Here is a 13,730-nt window from a genome sequence, read left to right as displayed (position 1 = left end):
TCGTCAGCCGCGGCGGTAGTCGGCCACCAGCTCGAGCGCGAGCTGCTCCAGGAAGAGCCCCACGTCGGTCACGATGCCGCGCCCCTGACCCGTGCCGCGGTCGGCGAGGCGGGTGACCACGGCGGGGTCGATGTCGACGCACACCAGCGGCACCGACGCCGGCAGGAGGCTGCCGGTCGCGACGGCGTAGAGCTGGGTCGCCATCATCAGGCAGTAGCCGATGCCCCGGATCTCGTCGCGCATGGCGCGCTGGCCCTCGACGGTGTCGGTGTGGACCTCGGGGAGCGGGCCGTCGTCGCGGACGGACCCGACGAGGACGAAGCGTCTCCCCTCGGTGACGAGCGCGTGCATCATGCCGCTCGCCAGCACGCCCTTGCGCACCGCGCGTTCGATGGAGCCCGCCTTGCGGATGGTGTTGACCGCCCGGACCCGGTGCTCGTGTCCGTGCTCGTGTCCGGGCGGGGAGCTGCTGTCGGGGCTGGGCCCGTAGAGCGCGGTCTCGATGTCGAGGGCGGCCACCGCGTTGCCGGCGAAGAGGACGTCGACCCAGCCGGCCCGCACGAGGGCCACCATGGCTGGTACGCCGCCCGCGTGGACGACGCCGGGTCCTGCCACCCACAGCAATCGCTTGCCGTCGGCCCGCGCCTGCCGCATCCCGTCGGCCACCTGGCGCACCAGCACCGCCTGCGGGCGCTCCAGTCCGTGGTCCGTGCCGAACGTGCTGATCGCCTCGGCCGGGTCGGCGCTGGGCACGGTCACCTGGATACCGGCTGCACCCACCACGATCCGCATGCCTCGAGCGACGTCGGACATCGGGACCGTCCGCACGTGTCGGTCATCGACGGTTGACTCCTCGACGACCAGTCCACAGTCCATCTCGGGGTTCTGCACGTCGTACCACCGACCACCGAGGCGCACGCGCGTCTCGAGGTTGGTGGTGGCGTAGAAGCCGTCCGGCAGCACGCCGTCCTGGTCAGAGGTCGCGACCGCGGCATCGGGGTGGGAGAGCTGGTTGACCCCCCGCGTCTGCAGGCGCATGAGCAGGCGCTGGAGCGACTCGTCGTCCGGGGCCTCGACGGTGATCCGGGCGCTGCTCGGGTCGTGGGCCTCGTGGCCGACGTCGAACTCCTCGATGACGAAGTCGCCGCCGTACTCGCGGATGTCGTCGAGGACGCGCGACAGGATGCCGCTGTCCATCAGGTGCCCCGTGACCTCGACCGTCTCCCGTGCCCCCACCCGACAGACCCTACGCCTGAGCGAGGTCGGGCGCGCGGCTCAGATGCGTGAGCCGTCGTCCCAGGGGTCGCGGGGCGACTTCGGCATCTCGAGGACGAGGTAGGCGAACCCGCCGACGAACCACCCGACGAGCACCCAGCCGACCAGCGGGTGGACGTAGATCGACAGCAGACCGATCACGAGGGCGATCAGCGGAGCGACGAAGACGCCGGCCCAGGCCAGCCCGCGCTGCCAGGTGCGCGGGACGGGAAACGGGGGCGCCGGCGGTGGCCGGAAGCGCTCGGACTTCGCGATGGCCTGCTCGCGCAGCTCCACCTCGTCGTCGTCGCGCAGGTGCTCCGGCAGGTCGGCGGCGGGGGGACTCGCAGGGCTCGCGGGAGCAGCCGGGGATGGTCCCTCGGGCGCGGCCGTCGCCTCGTCCGAGGGCGCCGTCGGGTCGTCCAGGACAGCGCGCTCGCCGTAGTTCTCGACGATCTCGCGCCACGCGAGCTCGGTGCGGCTCTCGTCCTCCGGGCGACTCACGAGATCTACGGTAGCGGGGGCGTGGTTTCCACGCTCCCTGCGCTCGTACCTCGACCAGCCGGCGACACGACGCGCGAGGGCCTCGCGGCTGCCCGGCTGGTGCACACTGTGCCCGTGAGGATCCCCTTCCGCGGCGCTCAGGCCGCACCCCTCGACCCCACGCTGGTCGCGCCGATGTCCACCCCCGCGAAGCCGGCGCTGACCAACGGTCGGCGCGTCGGCGTGCTCCTCGTGCACGGCTTCACCGGTAGCCCCGCATCCATGCGGCCGTGGGCCGAGGACCTGGCAGCGCGCGGGTACGCCGTCGAGATGCCGTTGCTGCCGGGCCACGGCACGCGCTGGCAGCACATGAACAAGGTCACCTGGTCGGACTGGGTGGCGACGGTCGAGGGCGCCTTCGACAAGCTCGCCGCCGAGAACGACACCGTCGTGGCGGTCGGGCTCTCGATGGGCGGCGCCCTGTCGCTGCGGCTCGCGGCCGACCGCGGCGAGGAGCTGGCCGGCGTGGTGGTCGTCAACGTGGCGCTCGACACCATGCGCAAGGACGCCGTCCTGCTGCCTGTGCTCAAGCGCTTCGTGCCGGCCTTCCCCGGCATCAGGAACGACATCAAGAAGCCCGGGATGGACGAGATCGCCTATCCCGTCATCCCGCTCAAGGCGGCGTACTCGATGTCGGCCGGCTGGGTCGAGCTCCGGCGGGACCTGCCGCGGATCACGATCCCGGTCCTCTACTTCCGCTCCAAGGAGGACCACGTCGCGGACCTGTCGTCCTCCAAGGCGATCAACGCCGGCCTGTCCTCGAAGGACTTCGAGGAGCGGGTGCTGGAGGACAGCTACCACGTCGCGTGCCTCGACAACGACGCCCCGCGGATCTTCGCCGAGTCCGCCGAGTTCATCGAGCGGGTCACCGCCCAGCAGCAGGGATAGTGTCGGACCGTGCTCTATTGGTTCCTGAAGTGGATCGCCCTCGGGCCCGTGCTGCGACTCGTCTTCCGGCCCAAGGCCTTCGGCACCGACCACGTGCCGGAGGAGGGTCCGGCGATCCTCGCCAGCAACCACCTGTCCTACGCCGACTGGTTGTTCATGCCGCTCACGCTCACCCGGCGGGTCACCTTCGTCGCCAAGGCCGAGTACTTCACCACTCCGGGCATCAAGGGCTGGTTCCAGAAGAAGTTCTTCACCGGCGCGGGGCAGGTGCCGATCGACCGGTCGGGCGCGAACGCCGCGGAGGGCGCCATGAAGTCGGCGATGAAGATCCTCGCCGAGGGCGACCTGTTCGGGATCTACCCTGAGGGCACCCGGTCCCACGACGGCAAGCTCTACCGCGGCAAGACCGGCGTGGCCAGGCTCGCGCTCGAGAGCGGCGCCCCGGTCATCCCGTGCGCGGTGGTCGGCACCGACGTCGTGGCCCCGACCGGCAAGGTCTACGGCACGTGGACGCGCCCGGTCGTGCGCTTCGGCAAGCCCCTCGACTTCTCCCGCTACGCCGGCATGGAGAACGACCGCTACATCCTGCGCTCGATCACCGACGAGATCATGTACGAGATCATGCGGCTCTCCGGGCAGGAGTACGTCGACCTCTACGCCAGCAAGGCGAAGGAGCTCGACAAGGAGAAGGCCAGGCAGGCCGAGCGCGAGAAGGCCGAGCGGGAGAAGGCCGAGCGGGACAAGGCGGCGCGCGAGCAGGCCGAGGGCGGGCCTGAGCAGAAGGCGTCCTGAACGCCGACCCGTACCCGCGGCAGGAGCACCCGCGGGCTGACTCCGCCCTCGCCGTCGAGGACCGGCTCTACTCCGCGCTCGCGCTCGTGCGGGTCGTCGTCACCATCAACATGGTCGCCCTCAACGCCTACCGGCGCGACAGCTTCTCCAACCCGACCCTCGCGCTGGCGGTGGTGCTGGCCCTGGTGGTGTGGACCGCGGTCGCCATCTGGCTCTACGGCCGGCGCTCCACCCGTACTCCTGCGCTCCTCGTCGCCGACCTGCTGATCGCCGTGGCCGCGATCGGCGTCACCCCCTGGCTGAAGTCGGAGAGCTTCAACGCGACGCTGCCCGGCTTCTGGGTGATGGGCGCGCTGCTGGCGTGGGCCATCCACTGGCACTGGAAGGGCGGTCTCGTCGCCGCGGTCGCGCTGTCGCTCGCCGACCTCCTGCCCCGTGAGGTGGTCGACCAGGGCAACTACGGCAACGTCTTCCTGGTGCTGATCGGTGGACCGATCGTCGGCTACATGTGCGAGTCGCTGCAGCGGATGGCGGGGGAGCGGGATGCCGCTGAGCACGCGGCCGCGGCGGCGGAGGAACGGACCCGACTCGCCCGCGCCGTCCACGACGGCGTGCTGCAGGTGCTGACGATGGTGCAGCGCCAGGGCGCCGCTTCCGGCGGGCAGTGGGCCGAGCTCGGCCGGCTGGCGGGCGAGCAGGAGCGCGGACTGCGCTCCCTGATCCGACAGCAGGACACCGTGCCGGCCAAATCCGGCGGCCGCGTCGACCTCGCCGGCGCTCTCGAGGCGATGGCCACCGCGCACCCGGTGCGGGTCGAGGTCGCGACGCCGGGCGGCGCCGTCCTCGTCGACGAGCACGTCGGCAGCGAGACCGTCGCCGCGGTCAAGGCGTGCCTCGACAACGTGCTCGCCCACGTGGGGCCCGACGCCGTCGCGTGGATCCTGGCCGAGGCCACACCAGGCGCGATCACCGTCTCCGTCCGCGACGACGGTCCCGGCATGGCGCCGGGCCGGGTGGACGAGGCAGCGGCCGAGGGGCGACTCGGCGTCGCCTCCTCGATCCGCGGCCGCATCGAGGGCCTCGGCGGCACCGCCACCCTCCAGAGCGGCGAGTGGGGCACCGAGTGGGAGCTGACGGTCCCGCTAGCGTGACCGCGTGACCATCCACGCCGGCCACCCGTTCCCGACCCCCGACGACCCCGTACGACGCCTGCGCGGGCGCCTCGGTGGGACGGTCTCCCTCTGGACGGCGGGGGACGATGCGGAACGGGCGGGCCTGACGGTCTCGTCGTGGTTGGTGTCGGGCGGCGAGCCCGGACGGGTGCTCGCGCTGCTCGACCCCGACGCCGACCTCACCGAGCTTCTGCTCGGGACCGGCAGGGGCGTCGTACAGCTGCTGTCGTGGACGGACCGCGACCTGGCGGACGCCTTCGCGGGGATCAGCCCGGCGCCCGGCGGACCGTGGCGGATGACCGCGTGGAACCAGAGCACGCACGGCCCGCTGCTCGCGACTGCCGCCACCTGGGCCCTGGTGAGCGTCGAGACCGAGGTCGAGGTGGGCTGGTCCCGGCTGGTGACCTGCACGCTGGACGAGGTGGTGGTCGGCGAGGATCTCGAACCACTCGTCCACCGGCGGGGTCGTTACGTCGCACCAGGTGGGTGAGCGGTCTACGCTGCGGTCCAACCGGAGGGGGACGCATGGTGAGGGTGATGGTGGTCGACGACCACCCGATGTGGCGCGACGCGGTCGAGCGCGACCTGCAGGCGGCCGGGCACGAGGTCGTGGCGGTGGCCGCCAACGGGCGTGAGGCGATGGCGCGGTTCCCTGCGGCGGCGCCGCAGGTAGTCGTGCTGGACCTCCAGCTGCCCGACCACACCGGGGTGCAGGTCACCAGCATGATGCTGGAGCACGACCCGACGGCCCGGGTGCTGATCCTGTCGGCCAGCGGCGAGCAGGACGACGTGCTGGAGGCGATCAAGGCCGGCGCGACGGGCTACCTGGTGAAGTCGGCCTCGAGCGCCGAGCTCATCGACGCCGTGACGCGGGTCGCCGACGGCGACACCGTCTTCACGCCCGGCCTCGCCGGTCTCGTGCTGGGGGAGTTCCGGCGCATCGCGGACGGCCCGGCCGACGACCCGCGCGACCAGCTCACCGAGCGCGAGACCGAGATCCTGAAGATGGTCGCGACCGGCATGAGCTACAAGCAGATCGCCGCGCGCCTGGTCCTGTCGCACCGCACCGTGCAGAACCACGTCCAGAACACCCTGCGCAAGCTGCAGATGAACAACCGCGTGCAGCTGACCCGCTGGGCCATCGAGCAAGGCCTCGACGACAACGCCTGAGCGGCTCGGTCAGGACGGGACGGTCACGACGGCGAGCACGCGGCTCCCGGCACCGGTGCCGGCGAGCTCCACCCGCCACTGGTCGTCCCCTTCCGACTTGCCGCACGGGACGGGCTGCTCGTCCGGCTCGGCGCACGCGAGCGACAGCACCTCCTGCGACCGCACGACCCGGACGTCGCGCGCCTGCGTCGCGGTGACGTCGAGCGACGTCGTGGTGGCCAGCCCGCGGCCGTCGGCGGACGAGCTGAGCTCCACGGCACCTGACATCAGGTAGCGCACCTGGATCCGGGTCGCGTCCGTGAAGGCGTACGTCGCGCCGCTCCGCGCGACCGTCGCGGGGCCGGACGCCGCGCGACCGTCACCGGTCACCTCCACGTCCGTCGCCGAGACCTCCGCGCCGTCGAGCTGCGGCAGGGTCAGGCGCAGCTCGTCGATCGGGTCCTCCGCGTGGATCCAGTGCGTCACCTCCAGGTTCCCGCCGGGCAGGACCTCGGTCACCGCGCGCGACTCCCCGGCGATCGGCCAGCCGTCGACCGGCACCGACGCGGCCGGAGAGCCTGACGGCTCATCGGGTCCGACGACCTGCCACGCGACGGCCCCGCCCGCGAGCACCCCCACCAGCGCGGCCGCCACCAGCGCGAGCGTCCTGCGGGACTGCCGGGGGCCGCGGCCCGGACCCGTCGGCGGAGGGCCGGGCATCGCCGCCGGCTCGGCGGGCGGCGCGGCCGGTGGGGCGACTGGTGGTGCGACTGGTGCGGCGACTGGTGGTGCGACGACCGCGTCCTGCTCTGCGGGACTTGTCGTCCGAAGTTCCCGCTTGTCGGCTGAAGCTTCGGCCGACAAGCGGGAGGTTCCCCGGATATCCGGGGATCGCCCCGCGGCCGGAGTCGTCGTGGTCGAGGCAGGTGCCGCGTCAGGTGCGGGGACGGGCGGCGGGGCCACCGGCGGGGTCACCGGCGGAGCCGCGGGCGTAGAACGGCGTGCGCGCGGGGGAGCGGGGCGGGGCCGGACGGCCTCCTGCGCCGGAGCACGGCGTGGGGCCGGGGGGAGGACGCTCGGGAGCCGCTTCTGGTACGGCTTCTTCGGGCTCACGTCTCCTCCGGGGGACCAGTGGGCAGGGCCGTGACCACGGCCAGGTTCTGGTAGCCGCCGCGGGAGGCGTCGTACGGCGGCGCGCAGGTGACCAGGGTCAGCCGCAGGTCGCCCGCGGCGTCGTAGATCCAGGCGTCGTCGACGAGGCTGCCCTGCGGCACCAGCCGGCGTGACCGCACCTCGAAGTCCTGACGCAGGCCGTGGGCCTCGAGGCCGATCCGCGCACCCTCACGGACCGTGAGCAGCTCGGCGAACGGTCCCAGGCCCTCGGAGTCGGAGTCGACGTGGGCGGCGACGAGGATCGACCCGAACGGGTCACCGATGCGCGAGCCACCGCGCCACCACCCCGCGACGTCCACGTCGTCGGGCACGTCCAGCACCCCGTCGCCGGTGGTGCCGGCTCCCGACACGGGTACGACGCGCCCGCTCGGCAGCGTCGCCCGGACCGGCCGCCCCGGCGCGATGACCGAATCCGCGCGCTGGGCCGGGGCCACCGGCTCGGCGGAGGACGAGGAGGCCGTGGGGGACGGCGCGGACCCGGAGGACGAGGACGGCGGCCGAGTGTCCGGACGGGTGGAGCCGGCGCTGCCGGCACAGCCGGTCGCGACGACGAGGCAGGCAAAGATCATGAGCGTACGGGTGCGGACGCTCATCCGGACGGCGGCGGTACGGGGCGCGAGCGGCGCCACCGCAGGCCCGCGCCGGAGGCGCCCAGCGCCACGAGCAGCGCCGCACCAAGGGCTCCGACCGCCGGGAGGAGGTCGCGGTCCCCGGCAGCCGTCGTGCCGGTGAAGGTGGTCACCCGGCCCTCGACCAGCCCCGCCGACCCGGTCTCGATGCGCGAGGGTCGGACGCTGCCGTCGGCCGCCAGGTCGACGGTGTGGGCGATGACGTTCATCGAGCCGTCGCGCGGGTTGCCGTAGGCGTAGATCATCGACAGGGTGCGGGCCTCCAGGGCCACGTCGAGCGGGCCGAGGATCGGGTCCGCGCCGTCCGCGCCCGACGGCAGCAGCGCCACCCTGATCGAGCCCTCCGGCACGTCGGCGTCGGCGAACTCGCCGTTGGCGATGTTGGTGAACACCGTCTCGCCGTCGACCGCGACGTCGGCGGGAGCGACGGTCGCCGTGTGGGCGAGCAGGACACGTGCCTTGCCGGGACCGATCGGTCCGGCGGGGGCGGCGTACGAGTGGACGAGCGGGTCGCCCCCGACGTCCGCGGGCAGGTGCAGCACGACGTCGCTGGTGTCGCCGGCCCCGACGTCGAGGGTCGACTCCACCTTGACGCCCTTGCCGCGGAACGCGATCACGTGGCTGCCGGGCCGGAGCTCGAACGGCCCGAGCACCTCCCCGACGCCGGCGCCGCCGGCGACCCGGCGACCGTCGACGGTCACGTCGACGGTCGCCCCGGGCACGGCCTGCACGACGTTGACGCGGGCCGGCAGCGGCGCCGGGACGTCGGCCCCGGCCGGTGCTCCGGCGACGAGTGGCAGGCACGCGGCCGCCAGTGCTGCTGAGAGTCGACGCATTCCGACCACACCCCCATGGCCCCCACAACGACGTCGTCCCGAACGGAACGCCGGCCCTCACCTGAACACCCCGGGGTCCGGCGGCTCAACCCCGATATGGGGTACGTCCCTCCGCACCGACACGCCTAGGGTTGGGTCGTGGAGACCGGGGTGACGCGCAGGACGGACGGCGGCGGTGTGGACGTGGACGTGGACAGGACCGTCGAGGCCGACCGCCGATGAGCGACCGAGGGACGAGGACCTGGCGTCGTGCGACGGCGGAGGACGCCGTCGCGCTGCGCGACCTGGAGCGCATCGCGAGCCAGACCGGGCTCGCGCACGTGTTCGGCGAGCTGCCCTACCCCGACGACGACGTGCTGGCGCGGTGGGCGCTGCTCCTCGACGACCCGGACGTGACGGTCGAGGTCGTCGAGGACGATCAGGGGATGGTGGTCCTCGCCGCCCACGACGGCGCCACGCTGCGCCACCTGGCCGTCCGCCCCGACCACTGGAGCGCCGGCCTGGGGCGCGAGGCGTTCCTCCGGGCCGAGGCGGCGGGAGCGCGACGGCTGTGGGTGCTGGAGGCCAACGAGCGGGCGCGCCGGCTCTACGAGGCGATGGGCTGGACCCCGAGCGGTGACACCCAGGAGTGCCCCTGGACGCCGCACCCGACGGAGGTCGAGTACACCGCTCCCTAGGATCGGGGCATGCCGGACGCCGACCCGCTGCTGGAGATCGCCGACGACCTCTACGCCCTGCCCCTCGCGGACTTCACGCCTGCCCGCGACGCGCTGGTCAAGGAGCACAAGGCAGACAAGGCCCTCGCCGCCTCGATCAAGGGGCTGCGCAAGGCCTCCGCCGCTGCGTGGGTGGTCAACCTGCTGGTGCGACGCGACCCCGACCAGGTGGATCAGGTGCTGGCCGTGGGTGAGGCCCTGCGGGAGGCGCAGGAGAACCTCGATGCCACCCAGCTGCGGGAGTTCACCAAGCAGCGCCGCCAGCTGACCGCGACGGTGACCACTGCCGCGCGGCGGATGGCGCGCGAGGAGGGGGTCCGGACGACCGAGTCCGTCGCCGAGCAGGTGGAGGCGACCCTCACCGCGGCCATGCTGGAGCCGGACGCCGCGCGTGCCGTGCGCAGTGGGTTGCTGGTGACGTCGTTGTCCGCGACGGGGCTCGGCGACCTCGACCTCAGCGGCGCCGTGGCGGTGCCCGAGGCGCTCGGGTTCAGCGCGAAGGCCCGGCCTGCCCCGGGGCCCGACCCGACCCAGCGGCCCCAGCTCCACGTCGTACCCGATCCCGACGCCGACGTGAAGGCCCGGGCGGCCGCCGACGAGCGCCTCGCTGACGCCCGTGCCGCACTCAAGGACCACGAGAAGGAGCACCGGGCCGCGCGCCGGGCGGTGGAGAAGCTGCAGGCGCGGACCCTGCAGGTCCAGTCCGAGATCGACGAGCTCCGCAGCCGGATCGCGGCCCTCGAGGACACGCTCGAGGAGGTCGATGATGAGCTCGCCGAGGCCGAGGCCGCCCAGGCCGAGGCCGAGGAGGCCGTCGACGAGGCTCAGTCGGAGGTCGACGCGGCACGCGAGGCGCGCGACAGGCTGTAGCGGTCGGTCTCGTGACAGGCGCCGGGGCGCCCTCTTCGACCAGCGGCGATCAGCCCGCCCAGCCCTTCGACCGCTCCACCGCGTCGGTCCAGCGGGCGTACGACGCGTCGAGCGCCGCGCGGTCGCCACCGGGCTCGAAGCGCCGGTCGAGCGCCCAGGTGTCCCGCAGGTCGTCCGTCGACCCCCACACGCCCGTGCCCAGCCCGGCGAGGAACGCGGCGCCGAGCGCCGTCGTCTCGACGATCTCCGGGCGCTCCACCGCGCGACCGACCTGGTCGGCCTGGAGCTGGCAGAGGAAGTCGTTCTCCGCCGCCCCGCCGTCGACGCGGAGCGTGGTGAGCTCCGGCAGCGTCTCGAGCACGTCGCGGACCTCGAAGGCGATCCCCTCGAGCGTGGCGCGCACGAGGTGGGCGCGGGTGGTGCCGCGGGTGATGCCGAGGATGGTGCCGCGGGCGTGGGGGTCCCAGTGGGGCGCGCCGAGCCCCGTCAGCGCGGGGACGAAGACCACGCCGTCGGTGTCGTCGACGGTCGCGGCGATCGCCGCCGTCTCCGCGGCGTTCCCGACGATCTGCAGCCCGTCGCGCAGCCACTGCACCGCCGCTCCGGTCACGAAGATGGCGCCCTCGAGGGCGTACGTGAGCTGGCCGTCGGGGGAGCGCCACGCGGCCGTCGACAACAGGCCGGCGTCGCTGCGCACCACCCGGCTGCCCGTGTTGGTGAGGATGAACGAGCCCGTGCCGTAGGTGCACTTGGACTCGCCCTCCTCGAAGCACGTCTGCCCGAAGAGCGCGGACTGCTGGTCGCCCGCGACGCCCGCGATCGGCAGGGAGAGCCCGAGGAAGACCGTCGGGTCGGTCGGCGCGATCTCACCCCAGTTGGGGACCAGGTCGGGGAGGGCGTCGCGGGGCACGCCGAAGAGCTCGCACAGCTCGTCGGACCACTCGCCCGACTCGAGGTCGAGCAGCAGGGTGCGGCAGGCGTTGGAGACGTCGGTGACGTGCCAGGTGCCGCGCGTCATCCGGGCGATGAGGTACGAGTCCACCGTGCCGACGGCGTACCGCCCCGACTCCACCAGCGCCCACGTGTGCGGCTCGTTCTCGGCCAGCCACGTCAGCTTGGTGCCCGAGAAGTAGGGGTCGAGGCGCAGCCCGGTGAGCTCGGCGACGCGGTCCTCGTCGCCGTCGGCGCGCATCCGGTCGCAGATGTCGGCCGTACGACGGTCCTGCCACACGATGGCGCGGCGGGGCGAGCCGAGCGTCTCGCGGTCCCACAGCACGACGGTCTCGCGCTGGTTGGTGATTCCGACCGCCGTCAGCGCGGACTGGTCGACCTTGGTCAGGACCTCGCGCGTCGCCTCCAGGGTGGCCTGCCAGATCTCCTCGGCGGAGTGCTCGACCCACCCGGGCTGCGGGAAGTGCTGAGGGAACTCCTGGTAGCCCTTGGCCTGGATGCGGCCGTCGGGGGTGACGACGACGGCCGTCACGCCGGTGGTGCCGGCGTCGATCGCGAGGATGCTCACCGCGAGCCGCCACCGGAGCCGCGGATGATCTCGAGGATGCGCCGGTCGATCCACGCCGGCCGCGCGCCGGAGTCGACGCGCATCTCGTAGTTCTCCGAGCCGACCCACATGTGGAAGCTGTCCTTGCCCTCGGCCTTGGCCAGCGACTCGAGCTCGATCATCAGCGCGTCGTCGACCGGCACCTGCTCGTCGGGGGTCGACGCCGTCAGGTAGAGCTCGTTGAGGTCGACGAGCCGGGCGAGCTCGGTGACCGGGTCGGCGTGGTCGTCGACGCGCAGGTCGACGGCGACGTCGTCGTGCCCGCCGTAGCCGGCCCCGTCGCGCACGACGAGCAGTGCCGCCGACTGGCGGCCGCGGCTGTCGCCTCCCGCGTCGTCGCCGGCGGCCAACGCCGCGAGCAGGCGTCGCTCGACGGGCTGCGCCTCGGCCGCGATCCAGGCCCGCTCCATCGCCTCCACCACCTCGGGACCGGTGAGGATGTTGCCCTGGATCGCGTACCCGCCGCGCTCGCCGCTGCGCCCGGTTGTGCCGCCGGCCCAGGCGAAGCACTCCGAGCCGGTCCACGTCGCGGCGTTGCCGTCGGAGTCGACGACGCCCACCTGCCGGTGCTCGCGTCCCTCGTCGTCCTCGACCAGCCGGTCGAGGGCGACCTGCGCGGTCGCGCCGTCGTCGAGGTGCGCCAGCCCGAGGTACTTGAACGCGAGGTTGGCGTCGGCCTGCGTGGCGATGGCGCCGACCCCGGCCGCCGCGGCCGGCACGGCGGACCCGACGGCCAGGAACTTGGAGGCCACGGCGACGCCCCACGACTCACCGTCGTCGGACCGGGCCACGATCGAGAAGGTCATGTGCCGAACATAGTGGCAGTGAGGTACGAGCTGCCGCTGTGGAGGAGGCAGGTCGCGGGGCGAGGCGTCGGACCTCCGATCTAGGGTGAGCCCGTGCTGAGCCGTCTCGGATTCCCCCGCGTGGGGGAGCACCGCCGCTTCGTCGCGGCGATCGTCGCCGACACCGTCGGCAGCGGGCTGTTCATGCCGATCACGCTGCTCTACTTCCTCGCGATGACCGACCTGTCCCTGGTGCAGGTCGGGTCCGCGCTGTCGCTGTCCGCCGTGCTGACGATGCCCGGTGCGTTCGTCATCGGCAGCCTCGTCGACCGGTTCGGGCCGAGGAAGATGATGCTGATCGGCAACCTCGTCCAGGCGGCCGGCATGGTGGCCTACCTGTGGGCCGACTCGCTGCTCGCCGTCGCGCTGTGGACGGCGCTGCTCAACCTCGGCCGCCAGGCCTTCTGGGGCTCCTTCGGCAACGTCGTCACCGCGATCTCGGCCCCGGGGGAGCGGGAGATGTGGTTCGGCTTCCTCCAGGCCGTGCGCAACCTCGGCTACTCGATCGGTGGGGTGCTCGCCGGCCTCGCGCTGCAGGTGGGCACCGACGTCGCCTACCAGTCGGTGGTGGTGGTCAACGCGGTCACCTTCGTGATCGCCTTCGTGCTGCTGCTCGACGTGCCCGACCACCGCGTGGTGCATCCCGCGGACGCCCCCGCCGAGGGTTGGGGAGTGGTGCTGCGCGACACCGCCTACCTGCGGCTCGTGCTCGGGCAGCTCGGCTTCGTGGCCGGGATGATGGTGCTCAACTTCGCTCTGCCGGTCTACGTCGCCGAGACGATCGACCTGCCGGGGTGGGTGGTGGGGGCGATCTTCACGCTCAACACGGCGCTGGTGGGTCTCGGCCAGGGCCTCGTCGTCCGCCGCATGACCGGGCGCGTGCGCGCACGCATGATGGGCCTGGCGCAGCTGACCTTCGTCGCCGCCTACGCCCTGTTCGTCGTCGCCGGCTGGCTCCCGGTCTGGCTGGCGATCGTGGTGATGCTGGTCGGAGCGGCGATCTACACCGGCGGCGAGCTCACGGGCGGCCCGGTCTTCAGCGCGACCGCGGCCGAGGCCGCGCCCGACCACCTCCGGGGCCGCTACCTCGGCCTCTTCCAGCTCAGCTGGGGTCTTGGGGGAGCGGTGACGCCGGTGGCGTTCACCTGGCTGCTTGCCCACGGCCAGACCACGCTGTGGTGGGTCCTGGCGTTGGTCGCGCTCGCCAGCGCGGCGTACCTCCAGCGGCTGCCGCAGGTCCTGCCGGCGGCGGGCCGGCGCGTGACCAACCGCGCCCAGGAGGAGGCGGCGGCCGATCCCGCCTGA

15 protein-coding genes are annotated in these 13,730 nt (G+C 73.1%); 8 read left to right on the top strand and 7 right to left on the bottom strand.

Translation table 11 applies throughout. The features are described 5' to 3' along the window. Window positions 1-3: 3 nt before the first annotated feature. Window positions 4-1,236 carry a TIGR00300 family protein gene (locus tag ACFQW6_RS08300; protein WP_378543147.1) on the bottom strand — a complete coding sequence of 411 codons (1,233 nt, stop codon included), beginning with the start codon at window positions 1,234-1,236 and terminating at the stop codon, window positions 4-6. A 39-nt stretch (window positions 1,237-1,275) separates the two neighbouring features. Beyond that, window positions 1,276-1,758 (bottom strand): hypothetical protein, encoded by a 483-nt coding sequence (locus tag ACFQW6_RS08295; RefSeq protein ID WP_378543145.1) that lies wholly within the window; start codon window positions 1,756-1,758, stop codon window positions 1,276-1,278. Window positions 1,759-1,872: 114 nt separating this feature from the next. Here ACFQW6_RS08295 and ACFQW6_RS08290 point away from each other — a divergent pair, with 114 nt between their 5' ends. The 5 genes from ACFQW6_RS08290 to ACFQW6_RS08270 are packed head-to-tail and all read left to right on the top strand — an operon-like array spanning window position 1,873 to window position 5,819. Then, the gene (locus ACFQW6_RS08290; RefSeq protein WP_378543143.1) at window positions 1,873-2,685 is read left to right on the top strand and encodes an alpha/beta hydrolase; all 813 of its coding nucleotides are present in this window, start codon (window positions 1,873-1,875) and stop codon (window positions 2,683-2,685) included. A gap of 9 nt (window positions 2,686-2,694) precedes the next feature. After that, on the top strand, window positions 2,695-3,477 hold the full coding sequence (locus ACFQW6_RS08285) for a 1-acyl-sn-glycerol-3-phosphate acyltransferase (protein ID WP_378543141.1): 783 nt from the start codon (window positions 2,695-2,697) through the stop codon (window positions 3,475-3,477). Further along, a complete protein-coding gene (macS, locus tag ACFQW6_RS08280; protein ID WP_378543620.1) occupies window positions 3,474-4,628 on the top strand; it encodes a MacS family sensor histidine kinase in 1,155 nt (384 codons plus the stop codon). Before ACFQW6_RS08285 ends, macS begins: the two co-directional genes overlap by 4 nt. 4 nt (window positions 4,629-4,632) lie before the next feature. Continuing rightward, window positions 4,633-5,139: a flavin reductase family protein gene (locus tag ACFQW6_RS08275; RefSeq protein ID WP_378543139.1), complete on the top strand. Its 507-nt coding sequence runs from the start codon at window positions 4,633-4,635 to the stop codon at window positions 5,137-5,139. A gap of 35 nt (window positions 5,140-5,174) precedes the next feature. After that, window positions 5,175-5,819 (top strand): response regulator, encoded by a 645-nt coding sequence (locus ACFQW6_RS08270; RefSeq protein ID WP_378543137.1) that lies wholly within the window; start codon window positions 5,175-5,177, stop codon window positions 5,817-5,819. A gap of 9 nt (window positions 5,820-5,828) precedes the next feature. Here the strand turns inward: ACFQW6_RS08270 and ACFQW6_RS08265 are convergent, their stop codons facing one another. The 3 genes from ACFQW6_RS08265 to ACFQW6_RS08255 all read right to left on the bottom strand — a co-directional run bounded on the left by ACFQW6_RS08265 (window position 5,829) and on the right by ACFQW6_RS08255 (window position 8,436). Continuing rightward, window positions 5,829-6,518 carry a hypothetical protein gene (locus ACFQW6_RS08265; protein WP_378543135.1) on the bottom strand — a complete coding sequence of 230 codons (690 nt, stop codon included), beginning with the start codon at window positions 6,516-6,518 and terminating at the stop codon, window positions 5,829-5,831. A gap of 389 nt (window positions 6,519-6,907) precedes the next feature. Next, complete coding sequence (locus ACFQW6_RS08260; RefSeq protein WP_378543133.1) at window positions 6,908-7,564, bottom strand: class F sortase; 657 nt, start codon at window positions 7,562-7,564, stop codon at window positions 6,908-6,910. After that, window positions 7,561-8,436: a DUF4397 domain-containing protein gene (locus tag ACFQW6_RS08255; protein WP_378543131.1), complete on the bottom strand. Its 876-nt coding sequence runs from the start codon at window positions 8,434-8,436 to the stop codon at window positions 7,561-7,563. The genes ACFQW6_RS08260 and ACFQW6_RS08255 overlap by 4 nt, the downstream gene beginning before the upstream one ends. 218 nt (window positions 8,437-8,654) lie before the next feature. Here ACFQW6_RS08255 and ACFQW6_RS08250 point away from each other — a divergent pair, with 218 nt between their 5' ends. Both ACFQW6_RS08250 and ACFQW6_RS08245 read left to right on the top strand, forming a co-directional pair. Then, entirely contained in the window at window positions 8,655-9,113 is a 459-nt protein-coding gene (locus ACFQW6_RS08250) for a GNAT family N-acetyltransferase (RefSeq protein WP_378543129.1), read from the top strand. Window positions 9,114-9,122: 9 nt separating this feature from the next. Then, the gene (locus ACFQW6_RS08245) at window positions 9,123-10,022 is read left to right on the top strand and encodes a hypothetical protein (protein WP_378543127.1); all 900 of its coding nucleotides are present in this window, start codon (window positions 9,123-9,125) and stop codon (window positions 10,020-10,022) included. 49 nt (window positions 10,023-10,071) lie between these two features. On the opposite strand, the gene glpK is transcribed toward ACFQW6_RS08245, so the two are convergent. Together glpK and ACFQW6_RS08235 are read right to left on the bottom strand one after the other, a co-directional pair. After that, window positions 10,072-11,541 (bottom strand): glycerol kinase GlpK, encoded by a 1,470-nt coding sequence (gene glpK, locus ACFQW6_RS08240; RefSeq protein WP_378543125.1) that lies wholly within the window; start codon window positions 11,539-11,541, stop codon window positions 10,072-10,074. Next, on the bottom strand, window positions 11,538-12,386 hold the full coding sequence (locus ACFQW6_RS08235; protein WP_378543123.1) for a DUF1028 domain-containing protein: 849 nt from the start codon (window positions 12,384-12,386) through the stop codon (window positions 11,538-11,540). Before ACFQW6_RS08235 ends, glpK begins: the two co-directional genes overlap by 4 nt. A gap of 93 nt (window positions 12,387-12,479) precedes the next feature. On the opposite strand from ACFQW6_RS08235, the gene ACFQW6_RS08230 reads away from it, so the two are divergent. After that, window positions 12,480-13,730: an MFS transporter gene (locus ACFQW6_RS08230; protein ID WP_378543121.1), complete on the top strand. Its 1,251-nt coding sequence runs from the start codon at window positions 12,480-12,482 to the stop codon at window positions 13,728-13,730.

The sequence above is a fragment of the Nocardioides sp. GCM10028917 genome (genome assembly GCF_042666175.1).
GTDB lineage: Bacteria > Actinomycetota > Actinomycetes > Propionibacteriales > Nocardioidaceae > Nocardioides.
This window is presented reverse-complemented; position numbering and strand designations above follow the sequence as displayed.

Excerpts from the sequence above, each read along its gene's own strand:
- ACFQW6_RS08255 (WP_378543131.1), bottom strand. The coding sequence starts at position 8,436 with ATGCGTCGACTCTCAGCAGCACTGGCGGCCGCGTGCCTGCCACTCGTC.
- ACFQW6_RS08245 (WP_378543127.1), top strand. The coding sequence starts at position 9,123 with ATGCCGGACGCCGACCCGCTGCTGGAGATCGCCGACGACCTCTACGCC.
- ACFQW6_RS08260 (WP_378543133.1), bottom strand. The coding sequence starts at position 7,564 with ATGAGCGTCCGCACCCGTACGCTCATGATCTTTGCCTGCCTCGTCGTC.
- ACFQW6_RS08250 (WP_378543129.1), top strand. The coding sequence starts at position 8,655 with ATGAGCGACCGAGGGACGAGGACCTGGCGTCGTGCGACGGCGGAGGAC.
- ACFQW6_RS08270 (WP_378543137.1), top strand. The coding sequence starts at position 5,175 with ATGGTGAGGGTGATGGTGGTCGACGACCACCCGATGTGGCGCGACGCG.
- ACFQW6_RS08235 (WP_378543123.1), bottom strand. The coding sequence starts at position 12,386 with ATGACCTTCTCGATCGTGGCCCGGTCCGACGACGGTGAGTCGTGGGGC.
- ACFQW6_RS08265 (WP_378543135.1), bottom strand. The coding sequence starts at position 6,518 with ATGCCCGGCCCTCCGCCGACGGGTCCGGGCCGCGGCCCCCGGCAGTCC.